This is a genomic window from Oscillospiraceae bacterium MB08-C2-2, assembly GCA_035621215.1.
Lineage (GTDB): Bacteria > Bacillota > Clostridia > Oscillospirales > Ruminococcaceae > WRAV01.
This window is the reverse complement of record CP141729.1, coordinates 2,060,171-2,079,543: the sequence shown is the minus strand read 5'-3', so window position 1 is coordinate 2,079,543 and position 19,373 is coordinate 2,060,171. Positions and strand designations below refer to the sequence as shown.

General features: G+C 52.9%; 16 protein-coding genes. 7 read left to right on the top strand and 9 right to left on the bottom strand.

Annotated features, from left to right (window positions below):
* Positions 1-60: 60 nt before the first annotated feature.
* From U6B65_09250 to U6B65_09240, 3 genes are all read right to left on the bottom strand, one after another.
* Positions 61-1,662 (bottom strand): hypothetical protein, encoded by a 1,602-nt coding sequence (locus tag U6B65_09250; GenBank protein ID WRS26530.1) that lies wholly within the window; start codon positions 1,660-1,662, stop codon positions 61-63.
* A gap of 222 nt (positions 1,663-1,884) precedes the next feature.
* Positions 1,885-2,439, bottom strand: a complete 555-nt coding sequence (locus U6B65_09245; protein ID WRS26529.1) for a hypothetical protein — start codon at positions 2,437-2,439, stop codon at positions 1,885-1,887.
* Between the two features lie 85 nt (positions 2,440-2,524).
* Entirely contained in the window at positions 2,525-3,247 is a 723-nt protein-coding gene (locus U6B65_09240) for a 16S rRNA (uracil(1498)-N(3))-methyltransferase (protein ID WRS26528.1), read from the bottom strand.
* Positions 3,248-3,361: 114 nt separating this feature from the next.
* Between U6B65_09240 and U6B65_09235 the strand changes: the two genes are divergently transcribed.
* A complete protein-coding gene (locus tag U6B65_09235; GenBank protein WRS26527.1) occupies positions 3,362-3,805 on the top strand; it encodes a GNAT family N-acetyltransferase in 444 nt (147 codons plus the stop codon).
* 32 nt (positions 3,806-3,837) lie between these two features.
* Here U6B65_09235 and prmA read toward each other — a convergent pair whose 3' ends face one another.
* The 3 genes from prmA to mtaB form a co-directional block, all read right to left on the bottom strand.
* Positions 3,838-4,788, bottom strand: coding sequence for a 50S ribosomal protein L11 methyltransferase (gene prmA, locus U6B65_09230; protein WRS26526.1), 951 nt, complete (start codon positions 4,786-4,788; stop codon positions 3,838-3,840).
* A gap of 264 nt (positions 4,789-5,052) precedes the next feature.
* Positions 5,053-8,757: a phosphoribosylformylglycinamidine synthase gene (locus tag U6B65_09225; protein WRS26525.1), complete on the bottom strand. Its 3,705-nt coding sequence runs from the start codon at positions 8,755-8,757 to the stop codon at positions 5,053-5,055.
* A 115-nt stretch (positions 8,758-8,872) separates the two neighbouring features.
* A complete protein-coding gene (gene mtaB / locus U6B65_09220) occupies positions 8,873-10,186 on the bottom strand; it encodes a tRNA (N(6)-L-threonylcarbamoyladenosine(37)-C(2))-methylthiotransferase MtaB (GenBank protein ID WRS26524.1) in 1,314 nt (437 codons plus the stop codon).
* Between the two features lie 423 nt (positions 10,187-10,609).
* Between mtaB and U6B65_09215 the strand changes: the two genes are divergently transcribed.
* Positions 10,610-10,837, top strand: coding sequence for an HPr family phosphocarrier protein (locus tag U6B65_09215; protein ID WRS26523.1), 228 nt, complete (start codon positions 10,610-10,612; stop codon positions 10,835-10,837).
* 106 nt (positions 10,838-10,943) lie between these two features.
* Here the strand turns inward: U6B65_09215 and U6B65_09210 are convergent, their stop codons facing one another.
* Together U6B65_09210 and U6B65_09205 are read right to left on the bottom strand one after the other, a co-directional pair.
* Entirely contained in the window at positions 10,944-12,434 is a 1,491-nt protein-coding gene (locus tag U6B65_09210) for a D-alanyl-D-alanine carboxypeptidase family protein (protein ID WRS26522.1), read from the bottom strand.
* Positions 12,435-12,754: 320 nt separating this feature from the next.
* Entirely contained in the window at positions 12,755-13,753 is a 999-nt protein-coding gene (locus tag U6B65_09205; protein WRS26521.1) for a polysaccharide deacetylase family protein, read from the bottom strand.
* Positions 13,754-13,973: 220 nt separating this feature from the next.
* Between U6B65_09205 and eno the strand changes: the two genes are divergently transcribed.
* The gene (gene eno, locus U6B65_09200) at positions 13,974-15,263 is read left to right on the top strand and encodes a phosphopyruvate hydratase (protein ID WRS26520.1); all 1,290 of its coding nucleotides are present in this window, start codon (positions 13,974-13,976) and stop codon (positions 15,261-15,263) included.
* A 287-nt stretch (positions 15,264-15,550) separates the two neighbouring features.
* On the opposite strand, the gene U6B65_09195 is transcribed toward eno, so the two are convergent.
* Positions 15,551-15,748, bottom strand: coding sequence for a heavy-metal-associated domain-containing protein (locus tag U6B65_09195; GenBank protein WRS26519.1), 198 nt, complete (start codon positions 15,746-15,748; stop codon positions 15,551-15,553).
* A gap of 639 nt (positions 15,749-16,387) precedes the next feature.
* Here U6B65_09195 and U6B65_09190 point away from each other — a divergent pair.
* From U6B65_09190 to rpmF, 4 genes are all read left to right on the top strand, one after another.
* Complete coding sequence (locus U6B65_09190; protein ID WRS26518.1) at positions 16,388-17,725, top strand: glucose-6-phosphate isomerase; 1,338 nt, start codon at positions 16,388-16,390, stop codon at positions 17,723-17,725.
* An 84-nt stretch (positions 17,726-17,809) separates the two neighbouring features.
* Positions 17,810-18,238, top strand: coding sequence for a hypothetical protein (locus U6B65_09185; protein WRS26517.1), 429 nt, complete (start codon positions 17,810-17,812; stop codon positions 18,236-18,238).
* 326 nt (positions 18,239-18,564) lie between these two features.
* Positions 18,565-19,062: a DUF177 domain-containing protein gene (locus U6B65_09180; protein ID WRS26516.1), complete on the top strand. Its 498-nt coding sequence runs from the start codon at positions 18,565-18,567 to the stop codon at positions 19,060-19,062.
* A 27-nt stretch (positions 19,063-19,089) separates the two neighbouring features.
* Positions 19,090-19,272, top strand: coding sequence for a 50S ribosomal protein L32 (rpmF, locus tag U6B65_09175; GenBank protein WRS26515.1), 183 nt, complete (start codon positions 19,090-19,092; stop codon positions 19,270-19,272).
* Positions 19,273-19,373: the final 101 nt, after the last annotated feature.

The window sequence follows — 19,373 nt, the reverse complement described above, 5'->3', positions numbered from 1 at the left end:
GCCCCCCATAGAGGGTGTAGACTTTTGTCTACACCCTCAAATGAAACAGTGTACCTGAGATTAGTCGAGCAGGGTTCCGCCCCATTCCACCACAGTAAAGCCGGTGCGGGAAAAGGCAGGAAGGGTTTGGGGCTTTACCTCCACAGGCGAAGAAAGCGGCTTGAGCACCATATGCACCCGCAAGATGCTGTCTGGCTTGGGTGATATGGTAAGAGGAGCCAACTCCTCGTATTCCTCTGCGGCGAAGGTGACTAGATTATAGGGGTTTTCCACCATTTTCGGGCCCCAATAGGTAATGAAATCGTTGTATTCCCGGGCAGTCAGCCCCATTGCGGAAAGCTTTTCGGCCAAGAAGCTGGCACTTTCCTTCCCTGAAACCACAAACCCGGTCGATTGATCCCACTGGATTTTGTTGGGGATACCCTCCCAGAAAAGGTAATAGTGGGAGGAACCATCAGCCAAATTGGTCAGGAACCCATCGGGCCGTGCGGTTACCGACCAGCCATTTTGGTAAGCGGGATAGGTAAAGGTCAGCCGCCCCTTGTAGGCAAGGCTCACATCCACTTTTGTTTCGGTTTGGGGATACAGGTAGATAACGGGCTTGGCGGTCATGGGATTTTCCCGAGCCTCCTCCGGCTGGGCCTGTGCAGGCTCCGCGGATTTAGAGGCGGGGGTGTCTTTATCAATGGCGCTTTGGAAAAGGGTAGCTAAAAAGCCCTTATACCAATCGGCGCTTTGAAGAGTATACCGGCACCCGAAGGACATGTCACTGGATTCAATATACAGGTAATCCCCGGCATAGGCCAGTGTATAGGCAACGCCGCTGTCAAAATAGAGCTTTACCCACAGGTCGCCGCCCTGATAATTAATAGTCGAAAGCAGATTGCCTGTATCCGGATAGGTGAAGAGAGAACCATCCGCTACTGTGCCAATGCGGATATCACTGGCCAGCCAGTTCATATCCCGAGGGGAAAGCGTTCCGGAAGAAGCCTTAACCTGAGCGCTGCCGATCTCCATATCGGTTACCCGGTTGGGATTCAAATGAAGCAGCCACTGGGGGTGAGCCTCACCTTGGGAGTAAGATTCGGTGACCAAATCAAGCAGATAGCGGTAGGCGGAATCTTCCATAACGTAGTATTTGCCGCCAACCTCCACGCCGGTTCCACGTAGAATATAGGAAAACTTCGTATGATCCACCAGCTCCACCAACAGCCCGGCATCCACGGTAAAATCCGGAACACCTGTTGGGGAAAGCTTACCGATGGTCTGCAAAAGCTCCAGAGCCTCTCCATAATGGGGGTTGGAGCCGCCCATGAGAGAATAGGTCATATTCGTGGGATTAAAGGCATAAAGGCCGCTGATATCCTCCTGACGCAGGGCGAAGGGGGTGGAAACAGAAGCCCCCGGGTTGGAATTCTCCTGCGAAGGCGAACTGCTTTCAGAGCCGGGGGAGGAAGCTTCGGAGCTTTCTACCGAGGGGGTAGAGGGATTTTCCTCACTAGGCAGGGAGGATTCCTGCGATGGGGAAGAAGTGTCTTCACTGGAAGAATCTGAGGCCGCCCCGGAGGAAGCCTCGGAAGAGGGCTGAGAGCCGCAAGCGGATAGCGCAAGGCATAAAGCCAAAAGCAGTGCCGCCGCAGTGCGAATGCTTCGTCTTTTCATGATTTCTCCTCACAAATGTGATTGTCATATTGGCTTTTTAAATGAAGACATTTAACCGGAGCAGGGCATGCCCCTGTCCGGATAAAATGTTGGGCACCAATTGAAAGCTGGCTGGCACAATTGTAGCATTATGAGAAGAAAATAGCAACAAAAAAGGGGCGGCGCAGGCTCCGAAAAGCCTGCGCCAAGGGTGTAGAAAATGGATAGAGGAGATATATTCGGTCATTCCCCCAGGGGAGGGAGGAATGAGGAATAAGCTGAAGCGGTCTCATTTTTTGTCAGACACAGAATCTCAAACCGAACACGATCCTGTTGGTTGATGTAATTGGTGCCGATCACCTGCGAAAAATATCCACGGCCTTCCAGCCGGCTGATAAAATCCACATAGCTTTGGAGGCTAGGCGCTGTTCCGGTAATGGTCAGATCACGGCCATGATACCGAAACTGTGAAATTTCAATATCCTCCGAAAGACTCTCGAAAATTTGGACGAAGGTTTTGGCCTCGTGCATAGGGATAAATTCAAAGGTGACATAAGCATCGGTAACAGCCCGGGCAAATTTCAGGGCAGTATCCACCGACTGGCCATCCTCCATCAGCCCTGCAAGGCTGATGCCATCCTGCGCCACAATCAGCTGAAGCAAACGGCTCTGCTGATAAAAAGAACTTTTTTTTATGGCATTCGCCGCCGCGGTACCTCCCAAAAGAAGCAGTGCTGCCAGCAGAAGGGCGGCAAAGAGCGAAACGGCCGAATACCTTATATGTGTTGTATGTTCCATTTGCTTCCTCCCTGCCATCCTAACATAGCTTGTCCGGGGAGAATGTCGAATCTTGACGAGAGCTTTATTTTTTCGGCATAGCCGGTTACAAGTTGCCTGTGGCGTAAAGCACGGCGGAAAGTGCCGCAATTGGTGCCGTTTCACACCGCAGGATGCGGGGCCCCAGCAAAGCGGGCCGTATCCCGGCCTCTCGTGCCTGTGCGGCCTCCCCAGCCGAAAAACCGCCCTCACTGCCCACCATTAAGGAAATCTCCCCTGCTGATGGTTCCAACACGGAAGAAAGCGCTGCCTCGGCCTTTTCATAGAGAAGTATCCCCTGACCGGCGGCTTTCATACAGGCCAGTGCCTGCGAAAAGCTGCAAAGGGGCTCCACTGTGGGGATGACCCCTCGGCCGGATTGCTTGGCGGCCTCCAAGGCCACACGGGCATAGCGCTGCTGCTTGGCCTCCCACTTTTTGCTGTCCGGGCGGGAAACGCAGAATTCGGTGAGCACCGGCACAATGGAGCAGACCCCCAGCTCCACCGCCTTTTGGACGATAAACTCCATTTTATCCCCCTTGGGCAGTGCCTGAAAAAGGGTCAGCCGCAAGGAAGGCTCGCTTTTGGAGGGGCAGCTTTCCAGAACCCGCAGAGCCACTTCGTCAGCCTCGGCAGAAAGAATCTCACAGTGATAATCCATCCCCCGGCCATCGCAGAGGGTGAGAGCCTCACCGGGGCGCATCCGAAGGGAACGGGTGATATGGGCGGCATCCGCCCCAAAAAGGCTGGTGGTTTCTCCAGCCACTGAATCAACAAAAAAGCGGGGCATTCTCAGCTCTCCTCGTATAATCAGTTTATGGTATTTTTCGCAAGGACACGATAGAAAACTTGTTATCCCATGGTGGCTGTGGGATAATGAACGCAACACAAGGAGGGTTGCCAAATGGATTTTAGAAAAGCGACATTGGAAGATGTTCCCGCATTAGCAGAGCTTCGCAAACAACAGCTGATTGATGAGGGGCTTCTGCCCTTGCAGAACATTGATGCACAGCTTAAGCATTACTTTAGCCGTTGTCTGATGGATGCTTCCTTTATCGGGTGGCTTGCAATTGATGGTGCCATTATTGCCACAAGTGGATTGTGCTTTTATCAATTGCCGCCTTCTTATGCGAATCCATCGGGCAAAATAGCCTATATTACCAACGTTTTTACCGTAAAAACACACAGAAGGCAAGGCATAGCTTCCATTCTACTGGATAAAATTCTGCAAGAAGTTCGCATACAAGGGGTTTCTGTTGTCAGGTTACACGCTTCGTCCGATGGTAAAGACCTTTATGCTAAGTTTGGCTTTAGTCCGGCTGAAGGGTATATGGCTCTGAATCTTTAGCCTTACTTTTATAGTGGGTTTTCTCTTTAGTCTTAAGCCTTCCGCTCACAGCAAAGGGAAACCCAGCCGCCCTCGGTCAGGCGGTCGATAACAGTCAGCCCCGATTGCTCCAAAGCAGCCAGAACATCGGCCTCTCGGGTATCGATGATGCCGGAGGTAATAAGCCGTCCGCCTGGATTCAGCAAACCCGGAACAGAGGGGCATAAGCGGCAGATTACATCCGCTACAATGTTGGCATAAATCAAATCAAAGGTGCCGGTTACCTGTGCGGCAAGATCGCCCATCAAAAACGTTGCCTTATCCTCCACATGGTTGAGGATCGCGTTTTCCCGAGCGGTAACCACGGCCACCTCTTCTAAATCCACGCCTACAGCGGAGGAAGCCCCCAGCAGCAAGGCAGTTACTGCCAGAATGCCGCTGCCGCAGCCAATATCCAGCACAGTATCCCCTGCATTCAGATGATTCTCCGTATGCGCCATGCACATGCGGGTGGATTGGTGGGTGCCGGTGCCAAAAGCCATGCCCGGGTCAAGGTGAATCACCACATCCTCGGGCTGGGGCTGATACTGCTCCCAAGAGGGGCAGACTACCAGCTTTTTACCGATGCGGGTGGGCACATAGTATTTCTTCCAGCCTTCGGCCCAATCCTCCTCCCGCAGTGAGGTGCTTCCGGTGGCAAGGCGGCCCCAGCGGCCATCCTCATTTTCCTTACGCAGAGCGGCCACCAGCTCACCGGCGGCCTCCAAAAGCTGCTGACCCTGATCTCCCTCGGGGAGATAAAAGGTCACCTTGGTTTCGGCGTTTTGCAGCTTCATGACTTCATCGTCGATGTAATCCCAGCGGCCCTGTTTGCCCGCCAGAAATTCCGCAAAATCGGCGGAATCGGAAATGGCAACCCCTTCCACACCGATATCGGTGAGGCGGTCGCAGAGAGCATCAATTTGGGCGGTGGAGGTGTAAATATCGTATTGTATCCACTGCATGGAAAGTCTCCTTTCAGGCGCTTACATTTTCTGCGGAAAATGTGGGAGTGGCTTCTGCGGGGCTCCAGCCACGAAGCGCCTCATGGGGGAACTAGTTCCCCCATGTACCCCCTCCAGCCTCCGGCAGAGAGAACTAAGCGGTGTTCCTTTTGCTGTTTTTGGGCTGAAAAAGAAAGTACTCAAAGAAAAAAGTATCCTCTTGGGGCAGGTAAAGGCATTTTTCCAAAATATAAGCGGTTTTTCTTTTGTTACTTTTCTTTTTTTCTAAAAAGAAAAGTAATCCACAGCACCACGGAAGATCGGCATGGCCTCGTGGGGGAAGTTAACATACAGCCCCTGGCCCCAGCGCTCGGTGTGACCCATTTTGCCGAAGATGCGGCCGTCGGGGGAGGTGATGCCCTCCACGGCGCCAATAGACTGGTTGGGGTTGAAATCAATATCCATAGTGGGCTGGCCTTCAAAATCCACATACTGGGTAGCGATCTGGCCGTTTTGAGCCAGCTGCTCCAGCATTTCGGGGGAAGCAACGAATCGACCCTCGCCATGGGAAATGGGGACGGTGTATTCTTCGCCGGGGCGGGTGTGCATCAGCCACGGGGATTTATTGGAGGCCACCCGGGTCTGCACCAGCCCGGACTGATGGCGGCCAATGGTATTGAAGGTCAAAGTGGGGCAGTCTTCATCCATATCCCGAATCTCGCCGTAGGAGACAAGACCCAGCTTGATTAGAGCCTGAAAACCGTTGCAGATGCCGCACATCAGGCCATCCCGCTGTTGGAGCAGAGCGGTAACCGCCTCGGTAATGGAAGGATTGCGGAAAAAGGCGGTGATAAACTTGCCGGAGCCATCCGGCTCGTCGCCGCCGGAAAAGCCCCCGGGAATAGCGATGATATTGCTTCTGCGAATTTCCCGCACAAAAGCCTCCACGGATTTTTGGGTGGTGTGGGGTGTCAGACTGCGCACAACAAAGATGTGAGGATTGGCTCCCGCACGGCGGAAGGCCTCAGCGGTATCGTATTCACAGTTGGTGCCGGGGAAAACGGGAATGAGCACTCGGGGGGAGGCTACGCCGATTTTAGGCCCCTTCCATTTCTCGGCAGTATGTGTAAAGGTGGGAACCTTCTCTTTGGAATCGCCAGTACGGGTGGGGAACACTTTGGCGTGGCTTCCAGAAAGAAGATGCTCGATGGCTTCAATTTCCATCTCCCAAGGCATATTGGTCAGAACGGGGCGGCTGATGGTATGGCCGACTAAGCAGCTTTCCAAGCCGGGCAACTCCGCCGCTTCCAGAATAAACCCGCCATAGGCAGGCTTGGTGGGGATAGGCCGAGAGGCCTCAAAGCCGATGCGGTTGCCAAGGGACATCTTGGCAACGCCTTCTGCCAAGCCGCCCGGGCCCAAAGCCCATGCCGCACGGATTTTCTTCTGGGCAATGAGCTTTTCAACCAGAGCGAACAGCTCCAGCAAATCTTCAAAATCAGGGGTTCCATCCGCCAGCATACGTGGAGTGAGGCAGTAGACACTGCTTTCCGCCTGTTTGAATTCGGGCGAAATCACCCGGTCAGTCTGGGTTACCGAGGCCGCAAAGGAAACCAGCGTATGGGGAACATCCAGCTCCTCAAAGCTGCCGCTCATGGAATCCTTGCCGCCAATAGCAGCGATTTTCAACTGTAGCTGTGCTTCTAAAGCGCCCAGCAGGGCGGCTAAAGGAGCGCCCCAGCGGAGCGGATCGCCCTTTGTACGCCCAAAATATTCCTGAAAGGTCAGCCAGCACTGGGAAAGGCTTCCCCCAGCCGCCAGAACCTTGGCAACCGATTCGATCACCGCCAGCATGGCTCCCAGATAAGGGTTCTGCCGGGAAAGATAAGGGTCAAAGCCCCATGCCATCACCGAAGCGGCGGTGGTTTCCGCTCCCAGCACCGGCAGCTTGGCCGCCATAGCCTGAGCGGGGGTGGTTTGGTATTTTCCACCGAAAGGCATCAGCAGGGTACCGGCCCCGATGGTGGAATCAAAGCGCTGTACCAGACCCTTTTGGGTGCACAGGCGGGGGTTGGAGAAAAAGCCGGTCATATCCGCCGGGTCTGCGGCAAGGCCGCTTTCCTGCTTGTTTTCCATGGCGGGAATCACCACAGAGGCATGCTTATCCGCACCGTTGGAGTTAAGAAAGCTCCGGGCCAGATTGACAATTTCCTGCCCCTTCCAGTTCATAACCAGCCGGGGTTCCTCGGTGACAGTGGCCACAAGGGTAGCCTCCAGATTTTCCCAGCGGGCCAGCTTGATAAAGGCTCTGGCATCCTCCGGAGAGACCACTACTGCCATACGTTCTTGGCTTTCGCTGATGGCCAGCTCGGTGCCGCTGAGCCCGGCATATTTTTTCGGTACAGAATCCAGATCGATGATCAGCCCATCGGCCAACTCACCGATGGCAACCGAAACGCCGCCAGCGCCAAAGTCGTTGCAGCGCTTGATCAGGCGGGTGGCCTCCGGGTTGCGGAAAAGCCGCTGGATTTTGCGCTCCTCAGGGGGATTTCCCTTTTGAACCTCGGCACCGCAGCTTTCCAGCGAATCGGCGGTGTGGCTTTTGGAGGAACCGGTTGCGCCGCCGCAGCCATCCCGGCCGGTGCGCCCGCCCAAAAGGATGACCACATCACCCGGCTCAGGCACCAGCCGCACCACATTGGCACGGGGAGCCGCTCCGATGACAGCGCCGATTTCCATACGCTTGGCCTGATAGCCGGGATGGTAAAGCTCATGAACATGGCCGGTGGCAAGGCCAACCTGATTGCCATAGGCGCTGTAGCCTGCGGCCGCTGTCTGCACAATTTTGCGCTGGGGCAGCTTGCCAGGCCGGGTCTGGGCGGTGGGCTCCCAAGGGTTGCCCGCTCCGGTTACCCGCATGGCCTGATAGACATAGCTCCGTCCCGAAAGGGGGTCACGAATGGCCCCGCCCAAGCAGGTGGCGGCTCCGCCGAAGGGCTCAATTTCGGTGGGATGGTTGTGGGTTTCGTTTTTAAAGAGCAGCAGCCACTCGGTGGGAACGCCATCCTGATCCACCTGAATTTTCACGGTGCAGGCGTTGATTTCCTCCGATTCATCCAGTTGGCTCAGAAGCCCCTGGGCGGAAAGTGCCTTGGCGCCGATGACAGCCATATCCATCAGGGTCATGGGTTTATCTTTGCCTGCATACAGGGTTTCCCGCAGCTGGGTGTAGCGCTCAAAGGTTTTGGCGGCGGCAGGATGCTCAATGGTAACCGAATCAATGTGGGTCAGGAAGGTGGTGTGGCGGCAGTGATCCGACCAATAGGTATCAATCATGCGAATTTCGGTGAGGCAGGGGTCACGGTGCTCTTCATCCCGGAAATACCGCTGGCAGAAGGCCAAATCCTCAAAATCCATGGCAAGACCATACTGGGCAAGAAAGGCTTCCAGCGCAGGCGTATCCATATCGATAAAGCCGGTGAGCATAGGCTCGGCAGAAGGCTCCGGGTAATCGGCCTCCAAGGTGGTGGGGGTTTCAAGGCTGGCTTCCCGGCTTTCCACCGGGTTAATGAGATAAGCCTTGACTGCTTCAAGTTGGTCGGCGCTGAGCTCTCCTTCCAGAAGAAACACCCGGGCGCTGCGCACCAGAGGCGGTTCTTTGGCGGTGGAAAGGGCGATGCACTGGGCGCAGGAATCCGCCCGCTGGTCAAACTGGCCGGGTAGATATTCCACAGCGAAAAGATGGGAGCCGGGCTGGCTTCCGCCCTCGGGGAGCTGGTCATAGACCACATCCACCTGCGGCTCGGAAAAAATCGTATCCCGGGCGCTGTCAAAATCCTCCTGCGTCATATTCTGGACAAAATACCGCTGGATAATTCGCAGCGAAGCAATTCCCTCCATACCCAGCGCTGTGCGCAGGTCGGCCAGAACCGCCTTGGCCTCAACAGCATAGGGCGGCTTCTTCTCCACATAGATGGAAAACACAGACATGCAACCATTCCTTCCCTTCAAACAAGTTTAGGGCCTCGCCGGGGGGGCTTGGCCGCTTTTGGCAAAAGTGAAGCCGCCTTAAAGACGGCGTTGATAGCAGCGTGAAAGGATCAAATTAAGGAGGAGAAACCAGTTCCCCCATGCAGCCCTGTCCCTCCACTGCGGTAATGTGCACCGGAAGAATGCGGCGGGCCAAGGTTTCGCCATGGGGAACGGTCACCAGCGTATAGTTGGGGGTGTGCCCGGGCTGGCGGCCGGGGGTATGGGGATTTTCAAACAAAACCGGCTGTATCGTACCCACCTGCGCCTGTAAAAAAGCGGAAGCAGAGGCATTCGTTACCTCAGAAAGCAGATGGCTCCGGTGGTTTTTTACACTTTGGGGAACCTGCCCGGGATAGGAAGCGGCGGCGGTTCCCTCCCGCCGGGAATAGGTGAAAATATGAGCCTGTGCCAGCTGAATTTCGCGGGCAAAGGCAAGGGTCTGCTCGAATTCCGCATCGGTTTCACCGGGGAAGCCCACCATAATATCGGTGGTGATGGCACAGCCGGGGAAAGAGCGGCGCAGCTGCTCCACGATCCGGCGGTATTCGGCGGTATCGTATTGACGGCGCATCCGGGCCAAGGTGGCATCACAGCCGCTTTGCAGCGAAAGATGGAACTGAGGGCAAAGACTTTCCAGCCGGGACATGGCCTCCATGGCCTCGGGGGTCAGCAGCTCCGGCTCCAATGAGCCAAGGCGCACCCGGTCAAGGCCCGGGGTCTCGCAGGCAAGGGTAACCGCATCCAGCAGGGTCAGCCCCAGTTCGACACCGTAGCAGGGCAGGTTGATGCCCGCCAGCACCACCTCACGGTAGCCGGAAGCGGCAAGCTGGGCAAGCTGTTCCCTCATTTGCGCAGGGGGCATGGAGCGCAGAGGCCCTCGGGCGGTGGGGATGATGCAGTAGCTGCAAAACCGCCGGCAGCCATCCTGAATTTTCAGGAGGGCTCGGGTGCGGCCGGTAAATTCCCCGGCGGAAAGAGGCTCAAAAGGGGTTCCGGGGGCGTGAGGCAGGATGGAAACAATCCGCTCCCCGGTGAGAAAGGCCTGCTCGGCCAGCTCCACAAGGGCGCTGCGGTTGCTGGAGCCCACCACAATATCCGCCTCGGGGATAATCTGTGCCTCCTCGGGGAAGGCTTGGGGAAAACAGCCGGTGAGGGCAATTTTGGCAAGGGGGCTTTGGCGGCGGAACCGGCGCAGAGCCTGCCGGCTTTTCTTATCGCCTTCCGCTGTAACGGTGCAGGAGTTGACCACATAAAGGTCAGCCTCCCCCCCAGACTCTACCACTTCATAACCCCGGTGGGAAAACTGCTCCTTTAGAGCAGCGGTTTCATATTGGTTGACCTTGCAGCCCAAGGTATAAAAGGCTACCCGCAGGGAGAATCCCTCCAATCGGCAAAAAGTATTTCAGCAAAATAAAAAAGCGCTGGCCCACCCTCAGGAGAGGCATGCTTTGGCATGCTGAGGGTGTAGACAAAAGTCTACACCCTTTATGAGGGGCATCCAATGCCCCTCATATTCCCCCGGATTGCGCCGCTTGGGCGCAAAAAATGGGATTCCTGCGTCGAAATTAATTCGACTGCGGAAGAATTACGCATCAAAACCATAAGGTCTTTAAGTTAAAGGCAGTTATGTCTACAGTCTGAGCCATGCTTTGGCATGCTGCCCAGTATAAAAAGCCAGTACTACTTGAATATTATATAAAATTTTACCCATAAATACAATTAGCAGTTGACGAAAAAGAAACCGACTGATATAGTGGAATTGTAGACACAACCTATAACAAAACAACAGAATGAGGAGGTTGCCTTGGATATGAAATCGGTAAATGTAATGCTCAGCACCATTAATGACGTCAAGGAATTTGTTAATATGGTGAGCCGTTATGACTTTGATGTGGATCTGGTTTCCGGCCGTTATGCGGTAGATGCTAAATCCATTATGGGTATTTTCAGCCTGGATCTTTCTAAGCCTATTAAGGTGGAGGTTCACAGCGGCGAAGGCGACGCTTTTTTTGCGGATATTCAAAAGTTTGTGGTCTAAAGGATTCATTGAGGCCCGAAAATATGGTTGTTTGCTGTGTGCTGCATAGCAAAATACCCCTGAGAGCGGGCCGCGAAGCCTTTTCTCAGGGGTGTTTTTGTTTTAATTAGGCAGCTTCATCTGGGGTTTCGGCCCCCACCTCCAACTCATCCTCGGCTTCCTGCTCTTGGTCGGCATCCAAATACTGCTCTTCTTCAGGAGAAAGGACATCTAATTCATCCTCTTCTTCGGGGGAAAGAGCTTCCAGCTCTTCTTCATCTTCCAGAATGGGGGCCTCAATGGGATAAACGGTGCGCACAGCGGGGCGAATTTGCTTGGAGCCATCCAGCCAGCCGCCGCTTTCCACAATGATTGGCCCCGGCTCAGTCTGCCCGGAGGTGTTCAAATAGGCGGCGGAGGCATTGGGTGTCATTTGCAGCATCGTGCGGATCAAAGTGGAAAAGGCACGGGGAATGGTCATGCGATCCACAGCCTCACCGGCCATCAAAAGATATTCGCCCACAACGGTGCCATCCACCATAACCTCCACCTTGCCCAGTGTCTGGCCCTTTTCAATGGGGGCTTCCACATCCGAAACCAAGGTGACCTCTTGTGTGATAGAATCCTTTTTCAGTTTATCCACCAGAATGGGTTTGGGAGGGCTATACTGCACCGAAACCTGCCCATTTACCCCGCGCAGAACCTTAACAGGAACCAGCTGATCATCCACAGGGGGCGGGGCAACGGTGGTGAAATTGGCAAAACCATAATCGAGTAGGCCTCTGGCAGAGGCAAAGCGCTCATCCGAAAGGGCGCTGCCCATAACCACGGCCACAAGGGAAAGGCCCTCCCGGGTTGCGGTGGCGGAAAGGCAGCTCCCCGCTCCGTTGGTTGTTCCGGTTTTCAGCCCGGTGGCGCCTTTATAAAAGCGCACCAGCTTGTTGGTGTTGACCAGCTGGGTTTCGCCGCCCCGCAGTTCATCCATCCAAATGGTGCTGTATTGTGTGATCAACGGGTGGTTCATCAGCTCACGGGACATAATGGCGATATCCCGTGCGGTGGTCAGGTGGCCTTGCTCATCCAGCCCCGAGCAGTTGAGAAAATGGGTGTTATCCATTTTCAGCTCGGCGGCCCGCTGGTTCATCAAATCCACAAAGGCATCCTCACTGCCGGCCACATGCTCCGCCAAAGCCACCGAGGCATCGTTGGCGCTGGAAATGCAAATCGCCTTGAGCAGCTCATCCACCGACATTTTTTCCCCCACCTTGAGCCAAATCTGGGAGCCGCCCATAGAATTGGCATGCTCGGAGGTTTCTACCATATCGTTTAGGGAGATTTTCTTGCTTTCAATGGCTTCCATCACCAACAAAAGGGTCATCACCTTGGTGATGGAGGCAGGCGGAAGCTGCTCATCGGCATTTTTTTCAAACAGAACCTGCCCGGTATCCTGATGGAGCAGAATGGCAGATTTAGCCGGCAGCTTATCATCTACGATGACCGCCGTTGGCAGAGGCTCGTTGATTTTCAGATCCACCTCCACCTCATCGGCAAAGCCGGATACAGGCAGCATCAGGGCCAGCAGCAGAGCCAGCAGCATGCTTGCGGATTTCTTTATCATATGTTCCACACCTCGTTGTTTTGGTATTGGGCCCCGGCCGGTCGCCGCCGGAGGGAGCTGCCAGTACTATATGTATGCGGTTTTTAGATGGAACATGCACCTGCTTTTCTTTTTGAAAAAAGAAAAGCAGGCAAAAGAAAAACCTCGGGGGCACAGGCAGGATTAAAATTGTATAATCGGTTCTCGAAGGCAATGATTTTTTATAAAATTAAAGGGGCTTTGCCCTCTTTGTTAGGCAAAACCCCTATTAAATCGTAATTTTTGCTTTTCGATCGTAACACTTTTGAAAGCCTATGCCCCAACAGCGAGGCGAAGCCTCCTTAGGCATCCAGCAGGGAGAAGGTATAGCCCTTAAGCTTCAGGGAAGCGATGGCCTCATCCAAAATATCGGCGTTGGTTTTAGAAACCGCATGGAGAAGATAAATGGCACCCGGGTGAGCCTTATCCACGATCTTTTTTAGGGAGGCCTGAGGATCGGGCTGGTTGTTGATGTTGTAATCGGCGTAAGCAAAGCTCCAGAAGATGGATTTATAACCCATGGATTGGGCCAGTGCCAAGGTCTGCTCGCTGAACTCCCCCATAGGGAAGCGGAAAAGGGTCATGTTGTAGCCAAAATTTTTGAGCACATAGTCGTGCAGGTTCTGCAAATCCGCAGCAGCCTCGTCTATGGGCATGGTGGGGAAGGAAAGATGCTTGGTGCTGTGGTTTCCGATGGTATGTCCCTCGTTGATCATGCGCTTCACCAGCTCGGGCTGTGTCTTGGCAAAATCATATGTGATAAAAAACACGGCCTTTACCTGATGATCCAGCAATGTATCCAGAATCTGAGGGGTATAGCCGTTTTCATAGCCTTCATCAAAGGTCAGATAAATGCGCTGCTCTTCGGGGTAAATAAAGTAGGCGCTGTAATCCCCATAACGCTTTTGGTAAAGGGTGCAGCCATCCGGCCGCAGTTTATCATCGGTGGGGCCGCCTGAGCCCCACTCCTTCTTTTCAGCATTAAAAGCGGCGAATTTCGCAAAATCGCCGCTCATTGTTGTTGTGCTTTTAACATCGGAAATATCCGATCCATCACCGATCAGGTCTTCGCCGAGAGATTCGGCCTTATCAACTACTTTTGAGGTATCTTCCTCCAGATCAGAGGTAAAATCTTCTACATCCGAAGGCAAATTACGGCTTTCTTCCGCAGGCATGCTGGCAACGGGCGGAACACTGGATACGACTTCCGGCAGGCTGGAAACTTGTCCATCCCGCTTACCGCAGCCTGTAACCGCAACCAGAACAACCAGTAAAAGAGCAAGGAAACGCAGATGTTTCATTTTAAAGTTCCTCCATATTTTTGTTTCTGCCGTAAAGATGTTAACATAATCAAAGAAAAATTGACTTTCTGGTGTTATTATAACATTGTGGCAGATTTTGTGTGTGAACAAAGATGCTGGAATTGGTTGGACAAATGTATTTTGCACAATTATTTGTCAAACATAACTGGGATGCAATTGGTATTTTTAAACAATTTTTGATTTTATAGGAGGTAAAGCAATGAGAAACAGACAAAACATCGTATGTGTAAAAGGCCGTGAGATTATCGATAGCCGGGGGAATCCCACTGTTGAAGCGGTTGTAACTCTGGAAGATGGTTCGGTAGGCTCTGCGGGTGTACCCTCCGGTGCTTCCACCGGTATTTTTGAGGCCCATGAGCTGCGGGATAAAAAATCCAAGCGCTTTATGGGTAAAGGCGTTATGACCGCCGCAGGCAACGTTTCCGGTGATATTGCCGAAGCGCTGGTGGGCATGGATGCAAAGGATATCAGCGCACTGGATCGTGCTATGCTTAAGCTGGATGGCACCGATAATAAATCCAGTTTGGGTGCCAACGCCATTCTGGCCGTATCTCTGGCGGCTTCCAAGGCGGCTGCCAATTCTCTGCACATTCCTCTTTACCGCTTTATCGGCGGCATCAACGGTGTAACCCTGCCGGTTCCGATGATGAACATCCTTAACGGCGGTGCCCATGCCTCCAACAACGTGGATATTCAGGAATTCATGATCATGCCTGTGGGCGCTCCCAGCTTTAAAGAAGCCCTGCGCTATTGCGTGGAGGTGTTCCACACTTTGGGCGGCCTGCTCAAAGCAAAGGGACTTGCCACCGCTGTTGGTGATGAGGGCGGCTTTGCCCCCAATCTGGGCGACGATGAAGAAGCCATTAAATACATTCTGGACGCTGTGGATAAGGCCGGCTACCGGGTAGGCGATGATTTCAAAATTGCCATCGATGCCGCTTCCAGTGAATGGGCCAAGGACGGCCAGTATGTTCTGCCTAAGAAGGGGACCCAATACAGCCCCGATGAGCTGATCGGCTTCTGGGAAAACCTGTGCAACAAATACCCCATCGTTTCCATTGAAGACGGCGTAGCCGAAGAAGACTGGGATGCATGGGTGGATATCACCAAGCGCCTTGGCCATCAGGTGCAGCTGGTTGGTGACGATCTGTTTGTTACCAACGCCAAGCGCCTCCAGAAGGGCATCTCTCTGGGTGCGGCCAACTCCATTCTGGTTAAGGTTAACCAGATCGGCAGCCTTTCCGAGACTTTGGATGCCATTTCCACTGCGCAGCGCAGAGGTTATACCTCCGTTATTTCCCACCGCTCCGGTGAGACGGAGGATACCACCATCGCTGATTTGGCTGTGGCTGTCAACGCCGGCCAGATCAAGACCGGTGCTCCTTCCCGCTCCGACCGTGTTGCCAAATACAACCGCCTGCTTGCCATTGAAGAAGAGCTGGGCGCCAGTGCCGTGTATCTGGGCAACTCTGCCTTCAATTTCCGGTAACTTTCTTTTTGATAAAAGAAAGTTACCAAAGAAAAATCGATCTGGGCAAGCCTGATAGAGGACGTTTAACAGGTTGCTCAATGATTAACCCTCATTAAGGGCGGAAATACCGATTCCTTTACTTCGGGTATCTGCCCGGTAAAGATTACGGGCGTTCTTCCCAATGGGAACACAAAAGAAAAGCTGCCGGTAAAGAAACAAGCAAACGCTTGGCCTTTACCGGCCTTTTTGTGTAAAAAATACCCCCATCTGCTAAGCAGGTGGGGGTATTTAAAAAATCGCAAATCTTAGCCAAAGGAAACCGCATCGTAGCCGGCATCCTCAATAGCAGCCTGAATGGCGCTATCCTCAGCAGAGCCTGCAAAGGAAGCAAAGCCGCTCTCCAAATTCACCTGAATATCCGAAAGGCCCAGACCGGATAAAGCAGCGGTAACGGCATCCACACAGTGCTGGCAGCCCATGCCTTCAATGTAAACCTTACGCATTCTTTCGCCTCCTTTCATAATCATAACTTCTTTCAGTCAAACTGCTAATATATCTGGGATTAATTCGTAATTCTCCGCAGTTGAATTTAGTTTGACGCAGAAATTTCACTTCTTATGCCCCAGCGGCACAATCCGGGGGGACGATGGAGGGCATTGGATGCCCCCATAGAAAGCGCAGACTTCTGTCCGCATTCTCAGTATATACTGTTTCGGGTGAAAAATCCAGCGTATTTGCCTATATGGTGATTAGCGGCAATTTTTAGAGCAATATTTTTAAAACAGCCAAAAAGCGGAGGGCACATCGGCTCTGATTTTGCCGGAAAAACTCAAAGAAAAAGGAGTGGTGTGGGTTCTTTTCAAAGAATGGTTGGGAAGTTAGTAAATTTACACAAATGTCACAATCACAGAGCAGGATTGCTTGAAAAAAACACCACAATAGGGTACAATATAGGCAACCCTTCCAAGTGGAGATTTTGCAGCGCAAGGGCAGTCTTTCGGCTGATACAAAGGCGCTTTTTGCGCAGAATATTGGAATGGTATTCTGTAAGCCGGCTTTTTCGGCTTCTGAAAAACAAAGGCACACGAACCGTCAGCCGACTGGCTGGTTTCGGCATGATTCTGACTGAAAGGGTGTTGACGATGGCACTGACCTTGGATACACGCTATGTGGAGGATTTTATCGCCCCGCACGAGCTTTTGGGCATGCAGCCTCTTGTGGAGGCCGCCCATCAGGTGCTTCATTCGGGAAGCGGTTTGGGCAGCGATTATTTGGGCTGGCTCAACCTGCCTGTGGATTATGATAAGAAGGAGTTTGTCCGCATTAAGGAGGCGGCTGCACGCATTCAGAAGCAAAGCCAGGTGCTGGTGGTCATCGGCATTGGGGGCAGCTATCTGGGAGCTCGGGCGGCCATTGAGTTCCTCCGCTCCAACAACTATAACCTTCTTGATAAAGAAACGCCCAACATTTATTTTGCGGGCAACAGCATCAGCCCCACCTATCTCAATGAGATTATCGAGCTATGCAAGGGCAAGGATATTTCAGTCAACGTGATTTCCAAATCTGGCACCACCACCGAGCCTGCGCTGGCCTTCCGGGTGTTCCGGGAGCTGCTGGAAAAGCGTTACGGCAAGGAAGGCGCCAAAAGCCGCATTTACTGCACCACCGATAAGGCCCGGGGCACCATGAAGGAGCTGGCCGACCGTGAAGGCTATGAAACCTTTGTTATCCCCGATGATGTGGGCGGACGCTATTCGGTGTTGACTCCGGTGGGGCTGCTGCCCATCGCCGTTGCGGGCTGTGACATTGAAGCGCTGATGGAGGGTGCAGCCAAGGCCCGCCGTGATTACAGCGAAATCAATCTGGAGCAAAACGATTGCTACCGCTATGCGGCTATTCGAAACATTCTTTACAGCAAGGGCAAGGCTGTAGAGGTGCTGGCGGCCTACGAGCCCTGCATGACCCTGATGAACGAATGGTACAAGCAGCTCTTTGGCGAAAGCGAGGGCAAAGACCATAAAGGATTGTTCCCGGCCTCGGTGGTGTTCTCCACCGATCTGCATTCCATGGGGCAGTTTATGCAGGATGGTTCCCGCTGTATGTTTGAAACAGTAATCAACATCCAGCGCCCGGTGGCCGATCTCTTTATCCGGGAGGACCCTGATAACTTTGATGGGCTGAACTTCCTATCCGGCCAGGATATGTCGGTGGTCAACCGCAAGGCCTTTGAAGGAACGCTTCTCGCCCATGTGGAGGGCGGTGTGCCCAACGTAGTTATCCATGTACCCTGCATCAGTGAAGGGGAGTTGGGCTATCTCATTTATTTCTTTGAGAAGGCCTGTGCCATCAGTGGTTATCTGATGGGGATCAACCCCTTTGATCAGCCGGGAGTAGAAGGCTACAAAACCAACATGTTTGCCCTTTTGGGCAAACCCGGTTACGAAGAGGCAAAGGCTCGGCTGGAGGCTCGCTTGGGCTGAGCAGAAACTTATTCTATATGCAGTTCGTGCCTGCCTTGTGTGGGCATCCTATCATAATACAGCAACAGAAGGGAAGGATTTCACATGATTAAATTGATTGCAGGGAACAAAGGCACCGGAAAAACCAAGGCTTTAATTGATCTGGTCAATCAGGCCGGAAAAACCTCCAAGGGAAATGTGGTCTGCATCGAAAAAGGAGATTCTCTGAAATTTGATGTGAACTACCACATCCGTCTCATCGATATTGAGGAATACAAAACCTACGGAGCCGATGCATACTATGGCTTTATTGCAGGCCTGCTGGCTGGCAACTACGATATTACCGAGATTTTTGCAGACGCTACTCTCAAAATTATTTCCAGCGAAAAGGGCACCAAGGATATTGCGGCTCTCGAATCTCTGATTGTGCGCCTGAGCGAACTGCTCAAATCCACCGATACCCAGATTACCTTTACCGTTTCCTGCGATGAAAAGGATCTTCCCGATTCTATAAAATCCTACGTGATTCACTAAGTGGCGATTTGCCCGAAAATTGGTAAAACCGCTCAATAAGGCCATAATGCTGTGATCACCCGGTAAGGCACCCGAAGGGAGGCTTCCCTTCAGGTGCCTTCGGGTCGTTTATTGCAGGCTCCAAACCGGAAGCCTTTTCCAGTTTGTGGGGGGTTCTGGGGGCGAACTGGCATTAAAAAGGGATTTTAGGGCAAGTTTTGTCCTCTTTTGCCGGACGGCCTATTGACAAAAGCCTTTAAACTTACTATAATAACTTCGTGACTTTTGGAAACTGTGTTGTTTTGCGCTCTTTTTTAGCGGCAAAGCACATACTTTGGTGGGAGTAAATGAAAATCAATGTAAGGCCTCTTCTTAAAGGGGAGACCCGGCAGCTGGAGTTTTCTCATAAGTTGGATTTGGCGGATATACGCCTGTGGGGAGAGTATCCCTTTCACCAGCCTGCGGAAATTACCGGATGTGTGCGGGAGGATATTCAGGGTATCACCCTTGAATATGAACTGAATGCTGTACTCGAAGCCCGCTGCGGGCGGTGCCTTGCTCCGGTGAGTGTGCCTGTTCGTTATCATTTTTCTCATCCTGTGTTTCATGAGCCCCGGGAGGATGCACTTTTCTGTGATTCCAGCGGTATGCTGGATACCCAAGAATTGTTTGAATCCGACCTGCTGCCTGAGCTGCCCTCCAATGTTCTGTGCCGGGAGGATTGCCCCGGACTGTGCCCCACTTGTGGAGCCAATTTGACCGAAGGAGCCTGTGGCTGCTCTACCAGCCGCCCTGACCCCCGGTTTGATGTATTAAGGAAGCTTATCGAAAATGACAGCATCTAAAGGAATCTAAGAAGGAGGTGACCGGCAATGGCAGTACCAAAGAGAAAGGTATCTCAAGCCCGCCGTGATAAAAGAAGATCCAATGTATGGAAGATCAGTGCGCCCGCTTTTTCTAAATGCACCCAGTGTGGTGAGCTCAAAGTACCGCATCGTGTTTGCGGAACCTGTGGCTACTACAAAGGCAAGCAAGTTATTGAGATGGAAGCATAAAAAAGCTTATGTTACCAGAGCATGTGGGGTGGAGATGTTTTCCACCCCTTTATGTGTTTCTGGGGATTTTTGAAAAGATATGAGAGAGGCGGTGCCTTTCC